Source organism: Nonomuraea sp. CX421 (assembly GCF_059358955.1).
This window is the reverse complement of sequence record NZ_JCADBK010000013.1, coordinates 58,163-79,157: the sequence shown is the minus strand read 5'-3', so window position 1 is coordinate 79,157 and position 20,995 is coordinate 58,163. Positions and strand designations below refer to the sequence as shown.

19 protein-coding genes are annotated in these 20,995 nt (G+C 73.2%); 9 read left to right on the top strand and 10 right to left on the bottom strand.

Features of this window, described 5'->3' with window-relative positions; translation table 11 throughout:
• Positions 1-5 precede the first annotated feature (5 nt).
• Complete coding sequence (locus tag AC5L3X_RS23240; protein ID WP_494859539.1) at positions 6-1,082, bottom strand: hypothetical protein; 1,077 nt, start codon at positions 1,080-1,082, stop codon at positions 6-8.
• Between the two features lie 229 nt (positions 1,083-1,311).
• Between AC5L3X_RS23240 and AC5L3X_RS23235 the strand changes: the two genes are divergently transcribed.
• Positions 1,312-3,303, top strand: a complete 1,992-nt coding sequence (locus AC5L3X_RS23235; protein WP_189126469.1) for an ATP-dependent DNA helicase — start codon at positions 1,312-1,314, stop codon at positions 3,301-3,303.
• Between the two features lie 109 nt (positions 3,304-3,412).
• Here the strand turns inward: AC5L3X_RS23235 and AC5L3X_RS23230 are convergent, their stop codons facing one another.
• The 6 genes from AC5L3X_RS23230 to AC5L3X_RS23205 all read right to left on the bottom strand — a co-directional run bounded on the left by AC5L3X_RS23230 (position 3,413) and on the right by AC5L3X_RS23205 (position 8,377).
• Entirely contained in the window at positions 3,413-4,171 is a 759-nt protein-coding gene (locus AC5L3X_RS23230; protein ID WP_494859537.1) for an SGNH/GDSL hydrolase family protein, read from the bottom strand.
• Between the two features lie 52 nt (positions 4,172-4,223).
• On the bottom strand, positions 4,224-5,300 hold the full coding sequence (gene aroB / locus AC5L3X_RS23225) for a 3-dehydroquinate synthase (protein ID WP_494859535.1): 1,077 nt from the start codon (positions 5,298-5,300) through the stop codon (positions 4,224-4,226).
• A complete protein-coding gene (locus tag AC5L3X_RS23220; protein WP_189126472.1) occupies positions 5,297-5,797 on the bottom strand; it encodes a shikimate kinase in 501 nt (166 codons plus the stop codon). Before AC5L3X_RS23220 ends, aroB begins: the two co-directional genes overlap by 4 nt.
• On the bottom strand, positions 5,794-6,975 hold the full coding sequence (gene aroC / locus AC5L3X_RS23215) for a chorismate synthase (RefSeq protein ID WP_189126473.1): 1,182 nt from the start codon (positions 6,973-6,975) through the stop codon (positions 5,794-5,796). Before aroC ends, AC5L3X_RS23220 begins: the two co-directional genes overlap by 4 nt.
• 44 nt (positions 6,976-7,019) lie before the next feature.
• The gene (locus AC5L3X_RS23210; protein WP_494859533.1) at positions 7,020-7,655 is read right to left on the bottom strand and encodes a prepilin peptidase; all 636 of its coding nucleotides are present in this window, start codon (positions 7,653-7,655) and stop codon (positions 7,020-7,022) included.
• A 179-nt stretch (positions 7,656-7,834) separates the two neighbouring features.
• Positions 7,835-8,377, bottom strand: a complete 543-nt coding sequence (locus AC5L3X_RS23205; protein ID WP_494859531.1) for an SseB family protein — start codon at positions 8,375-8,377, stop codon at positions 7,835-7,837.
• Between AC5L3X_RS23205 and AC5L3X_RS23200 the strand changes: the two genes are divergently transcribed.
• A complete protein-coding gene (locus tag AC5L3X_RS23200; RefSeq protein WP_494859529.1) occupies positions 8,367-8,573 on the top strand; it encodes a zinc ribbon domain-containing protein in 207 nt (68 codons plus the stop codon). The genes AC5L3X_RS23205 and AC5L3X_RS23200 overlap by 11 nt on opposite strands.
• A gap of 122 nt (positions 8,574-8,695) precedes the next feature.
• On the top strand, positions 8,696-9,388 hold the full coding sequence (locus AC5L3X_RS23195) for a B3/B4 domain-containing protein (RefSeq protein ID WP_494859528.1): 693 nt from the start codon (positions 8,696-8,698) through the stop codon (positions 9,386-9,388).
• A 141-nt stretch (positions 9,389-9,529) separates the two neighbouring features.
• Here the strand turns inward: AC5L3X_RS23195 and bar are convergent, their stop codons facing one another.
• Complete coding sequence (bar, locus tag AC5L3X_RS23190; RefSeq protein ID WP_494859527.1) at positions 9,530-10,624, bottom strand: barbiturase; 1,095 nt, start codon at positions 10,622-10,624, stop codon at positions 9,530-9,532.
• A 190-nt stretch (positions 10,625-10,814) separates the two neighbouring features.
• On the opposite strand from bar, the gene AC5L3X_RS23185 reads away from it, so the two are divergent.
• Both AC5L3X_RS23185 and AC5L3X_RS23180 read left to right on the top strand, forming a co-directional pair.
• The gene (locus AC5L3X_RS23185) at positions 10,815-13,670 is read left to right on the top strand and encodes a tetratricopeptide repeat protein (protein WP_494859525.1); all 2,856 of its coding nucleotides are present in this window, start codon (positions 10,815-10,817) and stop codon (positions 13,668-13,670) included.
• A gap of 13 nt (positions 13,671-13,683) precedes the next feature.
• The gene (locus AC5L3X_RS23180; protein WP_494859524.1) at positions 13,684-14,370 is read left to right on the top strand and encodes an alpha/beta fold hydrolase; all 687 of its coding nucleotides are present in this window, start codon (positions 13,684-13,686) and stop codon (positions 14,368-14,370) included.
• Here AC5L3X_RS23180 and AC5L3X_RS23175 read toward each other — a convergent pair.
• On the bottom strand, positions 14,363-14,902 hold the full coding sequence (locus AC5L3X_RS23175) for a TetR/AcrR family transcriptional regulator (protein WP_494859523.1): 540 nt from the start codon (positions 14,900-14,902) through the stop codon (positions 14,363-14,365). The genes AC5L3X_RS23180 and AC5L3X_RS23175 overlap by 8 nt on opposite strands.
• Positions 14,903-15,025: 123 nt before the next feature.
• Here AC5L3X_RS23175 and AC5L3X_RS23170 point away from each other — a divergent pair, with 123 nt between their 5' ends.
• The gene (locus AC5L3X_RS23170) at positions 15,026-16,111 is read left to right on the top strand and encodes an FUSC family protein (RefSeq protein WP_494859521.1); all 1,086 of its coding nucleotides are present in this window, start codon (positions 15,026-15,028) and stop codon (positions 16,109-16,111) included.
• Positions 16,112-16,133: 22 nt separating this feature from the next.
• Here the strand turns inward: AC5L3X_RS23170 and AC5L3X_RS23165 are convergent, their stop codons facing one another.
• Positions 16,134-17,300, bottom strand: a complete 1,167-nt coding sequence (locus tag AC5L3X_RS23165) for a pyridoxal phosphate-dependent aminotransferase (RefSeq protein ID WP_494859520.1) — start codon at positions 17,298-17,300, stop codon at positions 16,134-16,136.
• Positions 17,301-17,325: 25 nt separating this feature from the next.
• Here AC5L3X_RS23165 and AC5L3X_RS23160 point away from each other — a divergent pair, with 25 nt between their 5' ends.
• The 3 genes from AC5L3X_RS23160 to AC5L3X_RS23150 are packed head-to-tail and all read left to right on the top strand — an operon-like array spanning position 17,326 to position 20,991.
• Entirely contained in the window at positions 17,326-19,302 is a 1,977-nt protein-coding gene (locus AC5L3X_RS23160; RefSeq protein ID WP_494859518.1) for an alpha/beta hydrolase, read from the top strand.
• The gene (locus tag AC5L3X_RS23155) at positions 19,299-20,240 is read left to right on the top strand and encodes a DUF418 domain-containing protein (RefSeq protein WP_494859516.1); all 942 of its coding nucleotides are present in this window, start codon (positions 19,299-19,301) and stop codon (positions 20,238-20,240) included. The genes AC5L3X_RS23160 and AC5L3X_RS23155 overlap by 4 nt, the downstream gene beginning before the upstream one ends.
• Positions 20,200-20,991, top strand: coding sequence for a carbon-nitrogen hydrolase family protein (locus AC5L3X_RS23150; protein ID WP_494859515.1), 792 nt, complete (start codon positions 20,200-20,202; stop codon positions 20,989-20,991). Before AC5L3X_RS23155 ends, AC5L3X_RS23150 begins: the two co-directional genes overlap by 41 nt.
• Positions 20,992-20,995: the final 4 nt, after the last annotated feature.

The following is a 20,995-nucleotide window of genomic DNA, read 5'->3' as shown; positions in this document are numbered from 1 at the left end:
CCGGCTCACCACTCGCGGCGGTCGTCGCGGTCGTCGTACTGGTCGGGACGTAGCCGCTCGCCGGTGGAGAACATCGGATCGCCCACGTACGGGCGCGAGATGTCGGGCGTGCCGTGGTCGCGAGGATACGGGCTCGCCAGCGGGTCGAGGGGGTCGATCTGGGGCTGGTAGCCGTCCTGGCCGGGGTAGCGGTCGCGGCCGGCCGCCGGGGCGGGGGCCTGGCGCCTGCCCGCGCCGGGGATGCCGTGCATCGGGGTGCCGAGCCCGGCCGCGCCCGGGACCTCGCGCGAGGGCGGCGGCTGCTGCTGGTAGCCGTAGTCGCTCGGCGCGGGGCGGTCCTGACGCGGCGCCGGATAGGACTGGGCGGCCTGGGAGGGGAAGCCCAGCGGATCGGTCGACGGCGCCACCGGACGGCCGTCGGGCAGCTGGTAGTGCGGATGTGTCTCGTTGCCGCCGGCCATGTACTGCGGGCCGGAGAAGGGCTCGGGGTCCAGGGTGTACGGCCGGCCGCCGAAGGTGTCGGGCTCGGCGTACTGCGGGCCGGAGAACGGCTCCGCCCGGGCGGGCTCCCGGTAGGCGGGGATCGGCTCGCCCGTGTGCGGATCGGCGTACTGGGGGCCGGTGAAGGGGCTCCGCTCACCGTACTGCGGGGTCGGCGCGTCGCGGGGCGCGACCGGCTCCGGATAGGAGGCCACCAGCTTGTCCTGGTGGGCCGGCCCCCTGGCGACGAGCACGTCGTTGGGCGCGGTCGTCGGCCGCTCGTCATGCTGCGGCGGCGGGGGCTGCAGGCCGTGGGCCGGAGGCCGGTGATACTGGCCGGTGCCGGGGATCGCCTCGGTCACCGGATCCTGCTCGGGCACGGCGGGCTGCTCGCCGCTGGCCTCCGCGTAGCCGTCGTCGAGCGTGTCGAGCAGGCGCCCCACGTCGTCCATCGGCATGCGGAAGCTGGCCGTGCACATCTCCCCTCGCCACAGGCTGAGCACGAGGGTGCCCTCATGCCAGGTGACCCGGAGGCAACGTTCCTGACCTCTGGCATCGAAGAACACTTCACCGAACGACGGCAACGGGACAACTTCCGACATGGCAGACATACTGCTTTAACCAGCCTTTATTCGTCCACTCAACCCCGGAAAACCCTACTTAACCGGACTCCCCGCCCTCATCTTGGGTCCATCTGGTCGCATCTGGAAGCTCCTAGACGGACAGGTTGGAGTTCCGGTCGTTCAGTGTGCCACGCCTCCCGCCGTCCGGGCCCGGGAACGCCGGGATGCGTACGCCCCGTCACACCGTGTTCGGCGCGGCGACCCCGGAATGCCGGTAGCGTTTAGTGCCGTGCCGGACTCCCATCTCCCGTCAGTCGAACACCTGCTCAGCGCCGCGGTCAACGCTCTCGGAGGGAGCGAGCGCCAGGGCCAGATCACGATGACGAAGGCCGTCCAGCGGGCCGTCGACGAAGAAGAGCATCTAGCGGTCCAGGCGGGCACCGGCACCGGCAAGTCACTCGCCTATCTGGTGCCCTCCATCCGGCACGCCATGGACACCGACACCACGGTCGTGATCTCCACCGCCACCATCGCGCTGCAGCGCCAGCTGGTCGACCGCGACCTGCCCCGGCTGTCCGAGGCCCTGGCCAAGGAGCTGCCGCACGAGCCGTCGTTCTCCATCCTCAAGGGCCGCCGCAACTACCTGTGCCGCTACAAGGCGACCGCCGGCTGGCCCGAGGAGGACGAGCAGGACCAGCTGTTCGACGCGCGCGAGGTCAGTGCGACCGGGCGGATGGTGCAGCGCATCCAGGAGTGGGCCGAGGAGACCGAGACGGGCGACCGCGACGAGCTGGTGCCCGGGGTCAGCGAGCAGGCCTGGCGGCAGTTCTCGGTGAGCGCCCAGGAGTGCCTGGGCGCCACCCGCTGCCCGAGCGGCGCCGAGTGCTTCGCCGAGCTGGCCAGGGCCAAGGCCGGCGAGGTCGACGTGGTCGTCACCAACCACGCGCTGCTGGCGATCGACGCGATGAGCGAGATGTCGGTGCTGCCCGAACACGATCTCGTGGTCGTCGACGAGGCACACGAGCTGGTCGACCGGGTCACCTCGGTGGTGACCGGCGAGCTGTCGGACGTCTCGGTGGCGCTGGCCGTGCGCCGCGTGGGCCGGCTGATCGAGCAGCCGATCGCCGACCAGTTGCTGGAGGCCGGCGAAGACCTCAAGGCGCTGCTGGCCGCCGCGCCGGCGGGCCGGGTCGACGAGCTGCCCGAGGTGCTCGGGCTCACGCTGGCCCTGCTGCGCGACACCTCGGCCCGCTGCGTCACGGCGCTGGGGCCGCGTGGCGGCGACAAGGACGACCCCGACAAGGCGGGCCAGCGCAAGGCGGCGTTCACCGCGCTCGACGAGGTCCACGACACCGCCGTGCGCATGCTGGAGGCCTACGGCCACGCCACCGAGGCCGACCGGGCCGAGGTGGTCTGGCTCGACTCCGGCACCGACCGGCGCCCGCCGACGCTGCGCGTCGCACCGCTCAACGTCGGCGGCATGCTGCGCGAGCGGCTCTTCGGCGACCGCACCGTCGTGCTCACCTCCGCCACGCTGGCGCTGGGCGGCACGTTCGACGCCATGGCCATGCAGTGGGGGCTCGGCAAGGGCGAGTGGCAGGGCATCGACGTCGGCTCGCCGTTCGACCATCCCCGGGCCGGCATCCTCTACGTCGCCAAACACCTGCCGCAGCCCGGCCGCGACGGGCTGCCCCAGGCCTACCTCGACGAGATCACCGAGCTGATCCAGGCCGCGGGCGGCCGCACACTGGGCCTGTTCTCCTCCATGCGGGCCGCCAAGGCCGCCACCGAGGCGCTGCGCGACCGGCTCGACGTGCCGCTGCTCTGCCAGGGCGACGACTCGACCATGCTGCTCGTCAAGCAGTTCGCCGAAGACGAGACGACCTGCCTGTTCGGCACCCTGTCGCTCTGGCAGGGCGTCGACGTGCCCGGCCCGTCGCTGCGCCTGGTCATCATCGACCGGGTGCCGTTCCCTCGCCCCGACGACCCGCTCACCTCGGCCCGGCAGCGGCACGTGGCGGCCAAGGGCGGCAACGGCTTCATGACGGTCGCGGCCAACCACGCGGCGCTCCTCCTGGCCCAGGGCACCGGCCGGCTGCTGCGGTCACAACACGACAAGGGCGTCATCGCGGTGCTCGACCCGCGCCTGGCGACCGCCCGCTACAGCGGCTTCCTGCTGGGCTCGCTGCCGCCCTTCTGGCGCACCACCGACCCCGCCATCCCCCGCTCCGCGCTCAAGCGCCTGGCGGCCGAGAGCTGACCCGGCCGTACGAGGTCGGCCTGCGCACAGGGTTGGCCGCACTCGTTCCGCCGTGCACAGGTTTCGCCGTATTCGTTCCGCTGTGCAGAGGGGCGGCCGGGCACGGACCTCAAGGCCCCCAGGGCAGCAGGTCGGGGCGTTTGGGGTCGACACCGTCGCCGGAGGAGGTGCCGCGCAGCCGGCGGGTCACCCAGGGCACCAGGTGCTCGCGGATCCACTGCGCGTCCTCGCGCCGCCTGGCCCGCGGATCGACCGAACGCTCCGGCCACACCTTGCGCCAGTCGTCGAACGGCACGCCCAGCACGTCGAGCACCCGGGCGGCGACCAGCCGATGGCCGTCCTCGTTCATGTGGAGCCGGTCGTCGCCCCAGGCCCGCCAGTCGCGCAGGCCCTGCATCGACCACTGGTCGACCAGCCGGCAGCCGTAGAGGTCGGCGATCGAGCGTACGTGCAGGTAGAAGACGGCGAAACGGCCGCGCAGGCGGCGCATCAGCGGCGTGTCGCGCGGATCGACCCCGGTGAACAGCAGCACCTCGGCGCCTCCCGCCCGCAACTCGCGCACGGCTCGCGCGAGGGTCTTGGCCATCGCGTCGGGGTCGCAGCCCGGCCGGAGCAGGTCGTTGCCGCCCGCGCAGAGGCTGACCAGGTCGGGGGCCATCTCGACGGCGACCGGCACCTGCTCGGTGACGATCTGGTCGAGCAGCCTGCCCCGCACCGCCAGGTTGGCGTAACGGAACGCGGGGTCGTCGGCGGCGAGCCGTTCGGCGACCCGGTCGGCCCAGCCTCGGTAGCGGCCGTCGGGGCCGACGTCGTTGAGCCCCTCGGTGAAGCTGTCACCGAGCGCCACGAAGGAGCCGTAGCGCCTCATCGCCCCACGCCCGTCTCCGCCGGACCTGCCGGGCTTGGCCGAGCTTCCGGGGTCACTGGGTGACCGCCTGGTAGGCGGCTTCCAGCAGCTCCTCCGGCGGGCCTTCGAGCCGCGCGGGCTCGGCCAGGCCGTCGAGCACGACGAACCGCTGCTCGGCCCCGCGGTTCTTCTTGTCCAGCCGCATGTGATCGCGCAGCTGCGGCCAGGCGTCGGCGCGGTAGGTGGTGGGCAGCCCGACCGAGGTCAGGATCGACCTGGTGCGCTCGACCAGATCGGCCCCCACGCGGCCGTCGAGCCTGGACAGCTCGGCGGCGTAGACCATGCCGATGGCGACGGCCTCGCCGTGACGCATGTGGTAGTGCTCGGCGCGTTCGATGGCGTGGGCGAGCGTGTGACCGTAGTTGAGGATCTCGCGCAGCCCCGCCTCACGCAGATCGGCGCCGACCACGTCGGCCTTGACCCGGATCTTGCGCTCGATCAGCTCGCGGGTGTGGCGTCCATCGGGCCGGGTGGCCGCCTCGGGGTCTTCCTCGACCAACGCCAGGATGGCCGGGTCGGCGATGAAGCCGCCCTTGATGATCTCGGCGAGCCCGGCGACGTAGTCGGCACGCGGCAGGCTCTGCAGCGTCGCGAGGTCGCAGAGCACCCCGGCGGGAGGCAGGAAGGTGCCGACGAGGTTCTTGCCCTCGGGGGTGTCGATGCCGTTCTTGCCGCCGACCGCCGCGTCGACCATGGCGAGCAGCGTGGTCGGGACGAACACCACCTGGACGCCGCGCAGCCAGGTGCCGGCGACGAACCCCGCCAGGTCGGTGGTGGCTCCCCCGCCGACGCCCACCACGGCGTCGGAGCGCGTCACCCCGTAGCGGCCGAGCGCCGACCACAGCTGGGCGGCCACCTCGACGGATTTGGCCTGCTCGCCGTCGGGCACCGGCAGCGCCACCACGTCGAGACCGGCGTCGGACAGCGCCGCGCACACCGGACGGGAGATCTCGGGCAGGCCGGCCGGGTGGATCACCGCGACCGTGCGCACCCCCGGCCTGAACAGGCCGGGCAGCTCGCCCAGCACGCCCGCGCCGACCACCACGTCATAGGGGCTGTCGCCGCGCACGGCGATCCTCGTGGCGGTCATCGGCCGAGCCCCTCGACGATCTCGTCGGCCAGCTCCTCGACCTCGCGCTTGTCGGTGACCACGGTGATCGTCGCGAGCCGCTCGTAGATGGGCCGCCGCTCCTCCATGAGCTTCTTCAGCTGGCTGCGCGGGCTGAGCACGAGCAGCGGCCGGGCCGAGGCGAGGCCCACCCGCTGCACCGCGTCGGACAGGCCCACCTGGAGGTAGACGACGGGCCGGTCGGCGAGCAGCTCCTGGGCCTCCTCGCGCAGCACGGCCCCGCCGCCGACGGACAGCACGCCGTCGTGCTCGGCCAGCGCCTGCCGCAGCGCCCGCAGCTCCAGCTCGCGGAAGTGCGCCTCGCCGTCCTCGACGAAGATGTCGGCCACGGGCTTGCCCGCGACGGCCTCCACGTCGGCGTCGGTGTCGCGGAAGGGCACGCCGAGCCGCTCGGCGAGCAGACGGCCGAGGGTGGTCTTGCCGGACCCGGGCGGGCCGATCAGCACGGCCTTGATCATTTGATCACCATTGAGGAGAGGTAGCCTGACAGGTTGCGGGCGACTTCCTCGACGGAGTCGCCACCGAACTTCTCGAGCGCCGCGTCGGCCAGCACCAGCGCGACCATCGCCTCGGCGACGATGCCCGCCGCCGGGACCGCGCAGACGTCGGACCGCTCGTGGTGGGCCTGAGCCGCCTCGCCGGTCTTGACGTCGATCGTGGCCAGCGCCCGGGGCACCGTGGAGATCGGCTTCATCGCGGCGCTGACGCGCAGAATCTCGCCGTTGGTCATGCCGCCCTCGACACCGCCCGCGCGGTTGGTGATGCGACGCACCCCGTCTTCGGCGGTGTAGGCGATCTCGTCGTGGGCGCGCGAGCCGGGCCGGCGGGCCGTCTCGAAGCCGTCGCCGACCGCCACGCCCTTGATCGCCTGGATGCCCATGAGCGCGCCGGCCAGCCGGGAGTCGAGGCGGCGGTCCCAGTGGGTGTAGCTGCCGAGGCCGGGCGGCAGGTTGTAGGCGAGCACCTCGACCACGCCGCCGAGCGTGTCGCCGTCCTTGTGCGCCTTGTCGATGACGGCCACCATGGCGGCGCTGCCCTCGGGGTCGGCGCACCTCACCGGGTCGGCGTCGATCCGCGGCAGGTCGCCCGGCCCGGGGAGCGTCTCGGCCGGGGTGGACGCCTCGCCGATGGAGACCACGTGACTGACGATGTCGACGCCGAGCGCCTGCTTGAGGAAGCGCCTGGCCACCTCGCCGAGCGCCACCCTGGCGGCGGTCTCGCGGGCGCTGGCCCGGTCGAGGACCTGGCGGGCGTCGTCGAAGCCGTATTTCTGCATGCCGGCCAGGTCGGCGTGGCCCGGACGGGGCCGCGAACGCGGCGCGTTGCGCGCCAGCCCCTCGAGCTCCTCGGGGTCAACCGGGTCGGCCGCCATGACCTTCGCCCACTTGGGCCACTCGGTGTTGCCGATGCGGATCGCGACCGGGCTGCCCATGGTGCGGCCGTGGCGGACGCCACCGATGATCGTCACCTGGTCCTGCTCGAACTTCATCCGGGCGCCCCGGCCGTAGCCGAGGCGGCGGCGGCGCAGCGCCTCGTCGATGGCGGCCGTGGTCACCTCGACCCCCGCGGGCAGGCCTTCCATGACGGCAACGAGCTCCGGGCCGTGAGACTCTCCGGCGGTCAACCAGCGCAACATGCCTACAAGTCTTCCATGTGCCGCCTAGTGAGATGTCCGGGTGTTCAACTGCCGAGACAGAGACCGGTCAGGGCACCGAGCAGCATGAAGGGGCCGAGCGGGAACTCGGTGCGGCGCCCCGCCCGGCCGGTCGCGAGCAGCGTGACCGCGTAGAGGGCGCCGAGCAGTTGCCCGGCCACGGCGGCGAGCACCCAGGCGGGCCAGCCGAGCGCGCCGGTGGCCATGCCGATGAGCCCGGCCAGCTTCACATCGCCGAGGCCCATGGCGGCGGGCCGGACGAACCACAGCACCCCGTAGACCGCCGCCAGCGCCACGCCGCCGAGCAGCGCCCGGGGCAGCTCACCGGTGGGGATCAGGGTCAGGGCCAGGATGGGGTACGACGGCAGCGTGATCACGTCCGGCAGCCGGAAGGTCCGCCAGTCGATGATCGCCAGGGCCGTGCCCGCCACGGCGAGATACACGTACGGCAGGCCCGCGCGCCAGGCGACCAGGACGGTCACCATGGCCGTGGCCAGCTCGACGGCCGGCGGCCAGGCGGGCATCGGCACCGTGCGCAGCACGCCGGACATCGCGGCGCGGGCCTCGGCCCTGAGGTCGTCCGGCTCGTCACCGAACGCGCCGGCTAATGTCCGGACATAACGGCCCGCGATGAGGCCGAGCAGCGCCACGAGTGCAACCACGTGGCGACCTTAGTCCGGCGACGTGCCCGCGCGGGTCCGTTCAGCGGCTTCGCCCGCAGTGACCCTGCCCGGGGCCGGACCGTTCAGCGGCTTCGCCCGCAGTGACCCGGTCTGGGGCTGGGCCGTTCAGCGGCCTCGGATTCGACGCTTCCGGTGTGGTCGTGGGCTTCGCGGGATCATCAGCGGGCTCGGCGGGCGAACCAGCGGCGTCTGCGGGCGGGCTCGGCGGTCTCGACCCGGGCCACGGTCACGCCGGACAGCCGGTCGAGCGTGCCCGACTCTGCCGCCGCGAGGGCCTCCAGCGCGGTGCCCTCGATCACGAACGGCACCGGCCCGGCCACGTCGACCACGACCGCGGCGGCCCGCTCGTGGACCGCCGCCTGGCAGACCTGGAGCGCGGTGGCCTGGATCGGCCGCGCGTCGGGCCGCCACCTGGTCAGCGCCTCGGTGCCGGTGAACGCGAGCACGGCCTCCCGGCCGTCCTTGCCGACGAGCTTGGGCAGCGCCATCTCGCTCTCCTTCTCCTGCCGCAGCCCGTGCTCACCCACCTCCGACTCGGTCAGCAGCGCGACCACGGGCACCAGGAGCCGGGAGCCGGTCAGCGCGGCCAGCACCTCGGCGGGGCCGGCGGTGTCGTCCTGGTAGGAGGCGAGGGCGGCGGCGACGGCGGGCGCGGTGCTGCCGTCGTCGCCGGGGTCGAGAGGTCGTGGGATGCTCGGCACAGATCCCGAGAGTACCCGCGCGCTCCGCCGGTCGAAACTCTGCTCGGCCTGCGGCGCCGTCACCAGATCCCTGCCGCTCAACGTCCGGAAGTGGACCTGCCCGTGCGGCGCGGTCCACGACCGGGACGGCAACGCCGCGATCAACATCCTGGCCGCCGGACGGGCAACATCCTGGCCGCCTGCGGAGGGACCGTAAGACCCGCCGCCTAGCGGAGGACAGGGCCCGGTGAACCAGGAAGCCGCAGAGGTGCCGCACGCGCGGCATAGGCTGAATCCCCGGCCTGCAGGCCGGGGAGCGCGTCAAAGGGGGCGATCTGTTTGTACTTCGAGCATGCGACCGCGATCTGGCGAGACTTCCCGGAGCTGGCGCCCGGCGCGCTGTTCGCCGACGGGATCAGCGCGGATGCCCGCCCCGGCGACCGGATCGAGGCGTTCACCGCGGTCGCGGCCTCCCGGCTGGCGGCCTCGTCCGAGGCGGAGCTGCCCGAGATCCAGGCGTGGCGGCGGGCTTTCTCGCGGATGGGGCTGAAGCCGACGCAGTACCGGTGCGCCTCGGAGTCGCTGCTGCGGCGGTTCCGGAAGGAAGGGTCGCTGCCGCGCATCCATCCCCTGATCGACGTGTGCAACGCGGTGTCCCTGGCGTTCGCGATCCCGGTGGCGGTGTTCGACGTGACGGAGGTGACCGGTTTCCTGGAGGTCCGCTACGCGACCGGCGACGAGACCTACCTGACCTTCTCCGGGGAGACCGAGCACCCCGAACCCGGCGAGGTGATCTTCGCCGACGGCGCCGGGCGGGCCCACGCCCGGCGGTGGTCCAACCGGCAGAGCCGCCAGTCGGCCGTCAGCGACACGACCCGGTCCGTGCTGATCGTCGCCGAGGCGCTGCACCCGTCGGCGGCGCTGGACATCGGGCGGCTGATGACCGCCCTGGTCGGCGAGCTGAGCGCGTTGCGGGCCGTGGATCCGAAGCCCGTCACGCTGAGCGCGTCCTCGCCCCGCTTCGACTTCTGACCGTACGAAGGCCCGCACGAAGGCCCGTGCGGACGACCGTAGGAAGGACACGGGTAGACGGCTGTGCGGACGGCTGTCCGGGGCGGTGCGGGCTCCCCGGGACGCGCGTCCCGGGGAGGCCGCGGCGCTCGTGCCGGCCGGTCAGGGGGTCGAGATGGCCGCCACCGGACCGCCTCCCGACGGGCCCTGGTGGACGGCGGCCACCGAGACGAAGACGGCGGGGTCGCCGGTCACCGAGGCCGCCACGCCGCCCACCGTGGCCTTGATCTGGCGGTGCCAGTGCACGTCGGAGTCGTCCAGCATGATGTTGCGCCGGCCCCTGACCCTGCCCGTGGGGTCGGCCTCGCACTTCATGAAGACGTTCACCAGCCGCTCGCCCAGGTCCGACGGGTGCGGGCGGTCGGGCAGCGCCAGGCCGGAGTCGCGGATCGCCTCCCAGATGCCGTCGGCGTCCAGGGCGTCCTTCATGACACTGTGGCCGATGCGGTAGCGCCCGCCGACGCCCCGTACGTTGCCGACCAGGACGATCTGCGCCCGCTCGAGCTCCACGCCGGACGAGCACGAGGCGACCGACGAGTAGAGCGAGAGGTCCTTGTGGATCTGGTCGGCGCTGGGCATGTCGATCTCGCCCAGGGCGACGGCGACGCCGAGGGCGGTGGTCGAGTTGGACAGGTCCATCGACGGTCCCGTCTCCTCGATCGCGGTGTCCTGGCCGCGGCTCTTGGCGTCGGTGATCGTGGCCAGGGTGAGCAGCGGGGTCTTGGTCTGCACGTAGTGGACGTCTCGCGGGTCGTCGATGCCGGCGATCTTCATCGCCTCGCGCACGCCGGCCGCCACCTTCTCCACCATGGCGGGGCGGCCGATGTCCTCGGGCAGGATCACCTCGCTCATCGCGACGCCGACCGACACGCGCGGCTCGTCGGACGCGACCGCCCGCGACGGGTCGAGGGTGGCGAAGATCGTGGCGTGCGGGCTCAGCACCCCGTCGGTGCCGCCCGACCACACCAGCGGCACGTTCTCCGGCGCCGGATGCCCCTTGGCCGCCAGCACGTCACGGAAGGCCCGGTCCGCCAGGATGCGGGTGTAGTCGTTCACGCCGCCGTTGCCCTCGGTCTTGCCGATCACGGCGAGCACCCGGTGCGCCTCGATCACCCCGTCGTCGATCAGCCGTTCCAGGCCCGAGGCGTCGGTCACGCTCTCGATCGGCACCTTCCGCACTTCAATCGGATCCGGCATTTATCGCCCTTTCTCGCCTGTGAGCCGCAGGAGCAGGGAGGGCCGCCGTACCGAGCCGCCCCCGGGCGAGATACCCGGCCTCCTCCGGCGGCACGCCACGCCCCGACGCTACTGACGACCTCGACCCCCTTTCATGGGCAATGTCTGCCAGACGTTGCGGGCAGTGCCGTCACCGGTTGAGATGTACGACGTGACGAACACTCCTCGTTCCCTCCAGGATCTGGTGCGCCGGCGCCAGCAGGCCGGGTTCATCGGGCGGGAGGCGGAGATCGCCTTCTTCCGCGCCAACCTGGACCTGCCACTGGAGGACGAGCGCCGCCGCGTGCTGTTCTCGATCCACGGCGACGGCGGCATGGGCAAGACCTTCCTGCTGTCCAGGCTCAGGCGGATCGCCCAGGACGCGGGCCGGCTGACCGCCCGCGTGGACGAGTCGGCGTACGAGGTGGTCGAGGTCATGGCCGCCGTCGCCGCCGAACTCGAGGGGCAGGGCGCGCGGCTGAAGAGGTTCACCCAGCAGCACGCCGCCTACCGCAGGCGCAGGCACGAGACCGAGGCCGAGGCTGGCGACGACGTGGCCGGCGCCGTCACCAGGACCGCGACCCAGGTGGCCACGGGCACGGTGGGCGCCCTCGTCCCGGGCGCGAGCCTCCTCACCGGCGCCATCGACCCCGAACAGGTCAACCGGCTCCGTGTCGCCGCCATGGACAGGCTGCGCGGACGCGAGCCGGCGCCGGCCCCCGCGCAGGAGCTCACCCCGGCCTTTCTCGAGGGCCTGCGCGAGCTGCCCCGCCCGCTGGCGCTCTTCTTCGACACCTACGAGCGCACGGGCGCCTACCTCGACGACTGGCTGCGCGACGTGTTCGAGGGCAGGTACGGCGAGGCGCCCGTGGACCTCGTGGTCACCGTGGCCGGACGGCTGCCGCTCGACCCGTTGCGCTGGTCGCCGTACCTGAGCGTGCTCGCCGACCTGCCGCTCGTGCCCTTCACCGAAGTCGAGGTGAGGCGGCTGCTGGCGCGGAGGTCGGTGACGGACGAGCGGGTCATCGAGGTGATCAGCGCCGTCTCCGGAGGGTTGCCGCTGGCGGTCGCGACGCTGGCCGAGCAGCGCCCGAGCGACCCCGGCGCCGTGGCCGACCCCTCGGACGGGCTCGTGGACCGGTTCCTGCGGTGGGAGGCGGACCCCGTCCGGCGCGACCTGGCCGTGACCGCGGCGCTGCCCCGCCGCTTCGACGAGGACCTCGTCGGGGTGCTCGTCGGCGTGCCCGGTGCCGACGCGGCCGGCCACTACGCGTGGCTGCGGGCGCAGAGCTTCGTCACCCGGTCGGGAGGCGGCTGCCGCTACCACGACGTGGTCCGCGAGCCGATGCTCCGGCTCGGCCGGGGCCGCTCGCCGCACCGCTGGCAGCAGGCCCACCACGCGCTCGCCGGCGCCTACCACGACCGGCGCGAGCGGCTCGGGCTCGCCGCCGAGGACGCCTGGGCCGACGAGACGTGGGAGTCCTGCCTGCTGGAGGAGTTCTACCACCTGGCCTGCGCCGACCCGGCGGGCTCGCTGCCCGGCCTGCTGGAGACGGCACTGGGAGCCTGCGCGGCGGGATCCGCGTGGGCGCGCCGCTGGGCCGAGATGATCGCCTCGGCCGGCGCCGACGCCGACTCGAACCGGCTGGCGGCACTCGGCCGCGACCTCGGCGCCGGCCTGGGGGAGGACGGGGATCTCACCGGGTTCCTCGGCGTCCTCATCGGTCACCGGACGTTCCCCGCCGACCGGCTGAAGGAGGCCTATCACGTACGCGGCAAGGAACACCGCTACGCCCGCCGCTTCGACCGTGCGCTCGGCGACTTCGAGGCGGCCCTCGAACTCGACCCCGGCTACCAGCCGGCCGTCGGGGCCAGGGGCGAGACGTACCGTCTGATGAGGCGCCCCGAGGAGGCGCTGGCCGACCTCACCCGTGCCGTCGAGCTCGACCCGCGCGACGCCTGGGCCTTCGGCGGCCGAGGGCAGGTCCTCCGGGTGATGGCGCGCTTCGACGAGGCCGTGGCCGACCTCACCCGTGCCGTCGAGCTGGACCCCGGCTACGCGTGGGCCTTCGCCACCCGGGGCGAGGTCCACCAGCGGTGCGGGCGCCACGAGGAGGCGCTGGCCGACCTCACCCGCGCCATCGAGCTGAGGCCCGGCTACACGTGGGCCGCGGGGACGCGGGCGGTCACCCACCGGCTGATGGGACGCCATGCCGAGGCGATCGCCGGCCTCACCCTGGCGATCACGGCGAAGCCCGACTACGCCTGGGGCCTCTCCCTTCGGGGCGACCTCCAGCGGATCCTGGGACGGCACGACGAGGCGCTGGCCGACCATGACCGCGCCGTGGAGCTGGAGCCGGACACCCCCTGGGCACTGGCCCGCCGCGCCCGTGCCCTGCGCCGGGTGGGACGGCACGACGAGGCCCGCGCCGACCTGGCGCGCGCCGTGGAGCTCGCCCCGCACGACGACAGGCACGCGCTGGAGCTCCGGCTGTGCGGCGGCCCTCCGCCTGCCGGGTGCGTGTGGGTGGCCGACCTCGACGCGACGGAGGGCGACGGCCCGTCCCTGGCCTCCTCCCTCAGGGAGTGGCTGGTGTCCGGCGGCGTCGTCGCCGCGGATACGCAGGTCCTTTCCCTGGACGCGCGGCCCGTGCACCCGCGGATCCCTCCGCCCGGCGGGCTCTCGCTCCACACCGGGCGAATCGCCTGCCACCCGATGGCGGCCGAGGGGGCGACCTGCCCAGGCTGCGGCTCGCGAGCGGTGCTCAGCCGTGACGGCGTGGCGACTGACGAATGGGACGAGATCGCCGCCTCGATCGCGGACTGGACCGCGGGCCGGCTCCCGGGGCACGGCTGCCGGGCCTGCGGCCGGCGCGGCGATCTGCGGGAATGGCGGTTCGATCCGCCGTGGGCGTTCGCGCACCTCGCCGTCCGGCTCTGGGACTGGGGCCCGCCCGCGCCCGAGTTCCTGGCCGCGCTGTCCGAGCACCTCGGCAGCCATCGGCTCATGGTGCTGCCGGGGCGGTAGTAGGGTCGCGGGCATGATGCGTACGGCGGTCGTCAACGGGGTCACCATCGTCTTCCGGGAGGAAGGCGCGCCGGACGCTCCCGCGCTGGTGCTGCTCCACGGCCGCACCGCCGACCACAACGACTGGAACGGCATCACCCAGCACTTCGCCGCCCGCCACCACGTCATCGCGCCCGACCTGCGAGGCCACGGCGGCAGCGGCCGGCCGGGCGACTACGCGCTGCCCGGCATGGCCGAGGACGTCGTGGGCCTGCTCGACCACCTCGGCGTCGAGCGGGCCACCCTGCTGGGCCACTCGCTGGGCGGCGTGGTCGCCTACCTCCTGGCCATGCGTCACCCCGGCCGGGTCGACCGGCTCGTCGTCGAGGACCCTCCCCCGCCGCTGCCCGTCGAAGGGCGCGCGCCCATCGTCGAGGACGGATCCACCGGCTTCGACTGGCGGATGGTGCACCAGACCGAGCGGCAGTTCCTCGCGCCCGACCCGGCGTGGTGGCAGGGGCTGGAGCGCGTCACCGCTCCCACGCTGGTGCTGTCGGGCGGGCCGTCGAGCCATGTCCGGTCCGAGCCGCTGGCCGAGCGCATTCCGGGCGCCCGGCTGGTCACGATCGACGCCGGGCACCTGATCCACGTCTCGGCCAGGAAGGCGTTCCTGGCCGAGGTCGACGCGTTCCTGGACCAGGGCGAGCGCGACGTCAGCTGAGGCAGGCGCGGAAGACCGCGGTCAGCCTGTCGACCAGCGCCTGCCGCGACCCCGGCGCCGCGGGCCCGAACAACTGCTGGAACCTGCCGCCGCCCATGATGATCGCGGCGGCGATGGAGGCGCGCAGTTCGGCGTCCTCTCCGTCCAGCCGGGCGATCAGCGGCTCCAGGATGGCGCTCCTGACCCGGTCCTGTGCCAGCTCGCGGATCGCCGGGCTGGACGCCGAACGCTCCAGGGTGGCGAGGACGGGGCTGGCGTCCTCGGAGCCGAGCCGGTCGGCGACGTACTCGGCCAGCCGCCCGGCCAGGTCGTCGCCCTCGTCCAGCACGGCGGGGAACCTGCCCTGCTGGGCCAGCGCCTCGGCGAACAGCTCCCTCTTCGAGCCGAAGTAGCGGTTGATGAGGGCGATGTTGGCGTTCGCCTCGGCGCCGAGCATCCGCATCGTCACCTCGTCGTAGCCGTGTTCGGCGAACAGGCGGCAGGCGGCGTCGAGAATACGGCGCCGTGTGCCCTCCCGGCTCCTTGGTTCCACGCTGTCGACAATAGGGGCCCGTTCGCGTACGGCAACGAACGGGGCAGATGGTACTACTGCCCTCTATCCTCCAAATTGGGGTCATGTGACCGTAATGTCATCAAGATCGGGCAAGGTGGGGGCGTGAGGACGAGGCTCGGCGATCACCTACGGGAACGGCTGCACACGTTCGGGCTGAAGGCTCCGTCGATCGCGCAGTGCGCCGTGGGGGCCGCGCTCGCCTGGCTCGCCGCCACCCAGCTGCTCGGTCACCCCAGCCCCTTCTTCGCGCCGATCGCCGTGCTGATCTGTGTTGGCGTGGGCCTCGGGCAGCGGCTGCGCCGGGTGACCGAGCTGGTCGTCGGCGTCAGCCTCGGCGTCGGCGTGGGAGACCTCCTGGTCGCCTGGATCGGCTCGGGTACCTGGCAGATCGCCCTGGTCGTCGCGCTGGCCATGGCCACCGCCGCCCTGCTGGACAGCGGGGCGCTGTTCGCGCTGCAGGCCGGGTCGTCGGCCGTGCTGGTCGTCGCCCTGGTGCCGGGCGACAGCACGGGCGGTTTAGACCGGATGCTCGACGCGCTCACCGGTGGCGCCATCGGGGTCGCCGTGGTGGCCCTGCTGCCCGCCAGCCCGGTCAACCTCGTGGCCAAGCACGCCTCGGGAGTGCTCGACGCGCTGTCCACCGTGCTGGAGCAGGCGGCCGAGGCGATCGAGAAGCGTGACGTGGAGTTGGCCGCCGAGGCGCTGGAGGGAGCCCGGGGCACGCAGGCGGCGGTCGAGGAGTTCGAGCAGGCGCTGGCGACCGGCAAGGAGATCGCCATGATCTCGCCGCTGCACTGGCACCGCCGCGCCCGGCTGGCCAGGTACGAGAGGGCGGTCGTGCCGGTGGATCACGCGCTCAGGAACGCCAGGGTGCTGGCCCGTCGCACCCTGGCGGCGCTGGGTGAGGCCGCCCCACCCTCCGCCTCGCTGGCCGACTCCATGCGCGAGGTGTCCGAGGCCGCGCTGCTGCTGCAGCTGGAGCTCGGGGCCGGCCGGGAGCCTGTGCTGGCCAGGCAGGCGCTGCTGGCCGTGGCCGGCAGCGAGCGGCCCGAAGGCCTGGGCTTCTCCGCCCACGTCATCGTGGCCCAGCTCCGGTCGATCGTCGTGGACCTGCTGCTGGCCACGGGGGCCGGCCCGGAGGAGGCCGGAGCCGCGCTCACCCCGCTCGACACCCCCGGAACCGCCTGACCGCACCCGGCCGGGCGCCAGGTCAGGCGGACAGGCGCTTCAGGCGGGCGGCCGCCTCGTCGATGACCTCCTCCTTCTTACAGAAGGCGAACCTGACGAAGTGGCTGCCCCGCGCCGGATGGTCGTAGAACACCTCGGTCGGGATCGCCACCACCCCGGCGAGCTCGGGCAGCCTGCGGGCGAAGTCGAACCCGTCGGTGAAGCCGAGCGGCCTGATGTCGATCTGCGCGAAGTAGGTGCCCGCCGGCTTGAACACCTCGAACCCGGCCGCCGCCAGCCCGGTCACCAGCCGGTCGCGCTTGTCCTGCAGGGCGGCGCGCAGCTCGGCCACCCAGCCCAGCTCGTGCCGCAGGCCGTGGGCGACGGCGAGCTGCCACGGCGCGCTCGCGGTGTAGGTGGTGAACTGCTTGACCGTCTGCACGGCCGTGACCAGCTCGGGCGGGGCGCACACCCAGCCGGTCTTCCAGCCAGTGACCGAGAACGTCTTGCCCGCCGAGGAGATCGCCACCGTGCGCTCGCGCATGCCCGGCAGCGTGGCCAGCGGGATGTGCTCGACGCCGTCGAACGTCAGGTGCTCGTACACCTCGTCGGTGATGGCGATCAGCCCGTGCTCCTGGCAGAGCTCGGCGATGACGGTCAGCTCGTCCCTGGTGAAGACGGTGCCCGTCGGGTTGTGCGGCGAGTTGACCAGGATGGCGCGGGTCCGCGGCGTGACGGCCGCCCGCAGCTCGGCGGGGTCGAAGGTGAAGCGGCCGGCCTCGGGCCGCATGGTCACGGCGACCAGCCGGGCCTGGGCGAGCGCGATCGAGGCGGCGTAGGAGTCGTAGTAGGGCTCGAACGCGATCACCTCGTCACCCGGCTCGCACAGCGCCAGCACGCTGGTCGCGATGGCCTCGGTGGCGCCGACCGTCACCAGGATCTCGCCGTCGGGGTCGTAGCTCAGGCCGTAGTGGGCGGCCCGGTGCTCGGAGACGGCCTGGCGCAGCTCCGGCACACCGGGGCCGGGTGGGTACTGGTTGGCGCCCGACCCGATCGCCTGGACCGCACGGTCGAGCATGGCCGCCGGGCCGTCGGTGTCGGGGAATCCCTGTCCCAGGTTGATGGACCCGGTGCGCGCGGCAAGTTGGCTCATCTCGGCGAAAATCGTCGTGCCGAACCCACGCATCCGAGAAACTAGTGCTTCCGTCACGGGCCCACCCTAATAGGGTCGTCGCGTGATCACCCAGGTCGCCCTCGCCCTCGCTCTGGCCCTCCCCCCTCTCGTCCCCGGTCCGGCGCCGGGCGAGGTCGAGCGGAGCCCGTGCCCGGTCGCGGTGCCCGATCACACGGTCTGCGGTTTCCTGGTCGTGCCCGAACGCCGGGACGCGCCGGGCCGGACCATCAGGGTCGGCTTCGCCGTACACGCCTCGACGGCGGGCGGCCGGGCGGCCGACCCGGTCGTGTTCATGAACGGCGGGCCCGGCACGTCGTCGATCCCGCTCATCGGGTTGGTGAGCCGGATGTTCCCCGACCGCGACGTGGTGGCCGTGGAGCAGCGCGGCGGCCGGCACTCGCGGCCCGCGCTGGGCTGCCCGGAGACGGCCGAGGCGATGCTCGGGCTGCTGCGCGAGCCGGCCACGGGCGGCGCGGCGGACACGGACGCCCTCGTGGCTGGGAGATCGGACGGATCGGCTGGATCGGACGGATCGGACGGATCGGACGGATCGGCTGGGTCGGCTGGGTCGGCTGGGTCAAGCCGATCGCATGGATCGGGTGGGCCGGTCGATCGCTGGGCGGATGTCGCGGCGGCGGCCGGAGCCTGCCGGGAGCGGCTGCGGGAGCAGGGAGTCGACCTGCGCGGCTACACGACCAGGGAGATCGCGGCCGACGTGATAGCGCTGCGCGAGGTGCTCGGTCACCCGTCGTGGAACCTGTTCGGGGTCGGCTACTCGACGCGGGTGATGCTCGACGTGGCCACCGCCGACCCGGGTGGTGTCCGATCGGTGGTGCTGGACTCGTTCGTGCCCGAGAGCGCGGACTGGTACGACGAGGCGGACCAAGGGCTGGCCGACGCGGTGGCGCGGCTGGGACTGCGCGACCGTTTCGAGACGATGGTGCGCAGGCTGAACGCGCGGCCCGCGCGGGTGCCCGTGACCGACCCGCTGCTCGGCACCGCGTTCACGGCCCGGCTGACCGGCGACGACACGGCGGCGCTCCTGGCCCAGGCACTGCGGGAGCCGGGCGGGACACCGCGCGCATCGAGCGCATCGAGCACATCGAGCGCATCGAGCACAGCGGGCGGGGCCGGTGCAGCCGGCGGGGCGGACGGGACGGCGGGCGCAGCGGGCGCAGCGGTGATGATGCCCGTGCTGGTCGGCGCGCTGGCGAGCGGGCACGACGAACTGCTGAGCCCACCGGCCGACGCGCTGGCCGAGGGGCTGATGGCGCGCGAGCTGGGGCTGTATCACGCGGTGCAGTGCCAGGACGAGGTCCCGTTCAACACTTTCACCACCAGCTCCCGACTTTTCACCGTAAAAGCTGATAAAGCGGTGTGTGACGCCTGGAAGCTGCCCGCGTCCGCGCCGACGAACTCCACCACGGACGCGCCGGTCCTGGCCGTCGGCGGCCGGGCCGACCCCACCACCCCGTCCGGCACCGGCAGGGCCGCGGCCGAGCGGCTGCCGGACGGCCGCTTCGTCGAGTTCGCCGGCCTCGGCCACGCGGTGTCCCTCGCCGGGTCCCCGGCCGGCGCGTGCGCCCGCGAGCACATCCGGGCCTTCGTCGCAGACCCCGCCCGGCCCTCCTCCCCCTGCGCTTCCGAGCAGCCGCCCAATCCCGCCGACGTGCGGGTGAGTGCCGCGCCCTACCGGCTGGCGGCCGCGCCGTGGCTGGCGGCGCCGTTCGCGCTGTTCGCGCTGGCCTCCCTGGCGCAGTTGCTCGCGGGCGCGGCCAGAGGCCGGGCGCTGACCGCGTACGCCGGACTCACCGGGGTGGCGTTCAGCTGGCTCGTCACGAAGGAGGTGTACGGGCGGACGGACGGGGCCGCCCTGACCGTCGGCGTGCCCGCGATGACCTGGCCGTACAGTTGGGTGGCGGTCGGCTCGGCCGTGCTCGCGCTGGCGGCGTTCGCGCGGCGGCGCGGATGGGGGCAGGCCGTGGCGGCGTTCATCGGCGCCGGATTCCTCGTATGGTGGTTCGCCTGGTTCCTGTGACGCGCATCCGTGAGCTCGACGCCCTCCGCGGCTTCGCGGTGGGCGGGATCATGCTGGTCAACACCTGGCAGCACCTGCCGAACGATCCCGACCGGCCGCGCACCGGCGTCGACTGGGCGATCGACGCGTTGTTCCAGGCCCGCTTCTACCCGATCTTCTCGCTGCTCTTCGGCATCGGTTTCGTGCTGTTCCTGCAGCGGGCCGGCCGCTGGGTGCTGCTGAGCAGGCTGGTCTGGCTGTTCGGTTTCGGGCTCGTGCAGCACACCTTCTACCAGGGCGAGGTGCTCACCGACTACGCCTTCTACGGCGCGCTGGTGCTGCTGCCCGCGTCGTTCCTGGCGGGCGGGCTGCCCGTGCTGATCCTCGGGCTGGGGGCGGTCGTCTGGGCGATGCGTGAGGGGGGCGGCTCGCTGTTCATCCCCGGCCTGTTCCTGGTCGGCATGGCGCTGATGCAGCTGCGGCCGTCCGAACGGCTGCTGTGGCCGGGGTTCGCGGTGAGCGCGCTGGCGACCGCGCTGCTCACCCCCGCCTGGGTCATGACCGGCGACTGGACCGTCTACAGCGTCGCCGCGCTGGCCGGGGCCGTCGCCTACACGACCGGGCTGCTGCTGCTCCTGCGGGCCGACTGGTCGGCGCCGCTGTCGGCGGTGCTGGAGCCGATGGGCCGGATGGCGCTGACCAACTACGTCTCCGGCACGCTGGTGATCTTCCTCACCGGGCCGCTCGTGGCGAGCGACCCCACCCGCTGGTCGGTGGTCCTGGTGGCCGTGGTGACCCTGCTGGCCCAGGCGTGGGCCAGCAGGTGGTGGCTGTCCACCTTCCGATATGGCCCACTGGAGTGGGTCTGGCGGTGCCTGACCTGGTTTCGATGGGTGCCCAACCGGTTAGAGTCGGGCCGTGACCACAATCGCCCTCTGCCAGATCCCGGTGGCTCCTGATCCGGCGGCCAACCTCAAACGGGTCCGCGAGGCGCTCGCCCGAGCCGAGGGCGCCGACCTGGCGATCTTCCCCGAGGCGACGCTGACCCGCTACGGCCGGCGGATCACCGACCTGGCCGAGCCGCTCGACGGGCCGTTCGTCTCCGGCGTGGCCGAGGCCGCCCGCGAGCACGGCGTCGCCGTGATCGCCGGGGTGTTCGAGCCCGGCGACGGCCGCGTGCACAACACGGCCGTCGCGATCGACGCCACCGGCGAGGTCAGGGCCGCCTACCGGAAGATCCACCTGTTCGACTCCTTCGGCACGAGGGAGTCGGAGCTGGTCGCCCCCGGCTCCGAGCCCACGGTCGTGGAGCTGGCCGGGGTCAGGGTCGGGCTGATCACCTGCTACGACATCCGCTTCCCCGAGCTGGCCAGGGCACTGGTCGACCGGGGCGCCGAGTTGTTCGCGGTGATCGCCGCCTGGGGGTCGGGGCCGCTCAAGGAGGACCACTGGATCACCCTGGTCCGTGCCCGCGCGCTGGAGAACACCATGTGGACCGCCGCCGTCGGCCAGGCCCCCAACCCGGCCGAGTCCGGCGACGGGTTCGGGGTGGGCCGCAGCATGCTGATCGACCCGCTGGGCGTGGTCCGCGCCGACCTGGGCACCGCGCCCGGTGTGCAGGTGGTGGAGCTGGATCCCGAGGCGACCGCGGCCGCCCGGACTACCTTGCCCTGCCTCGAACATCGCGTGCTCTGGGTCAATAGATCGTAAAGTG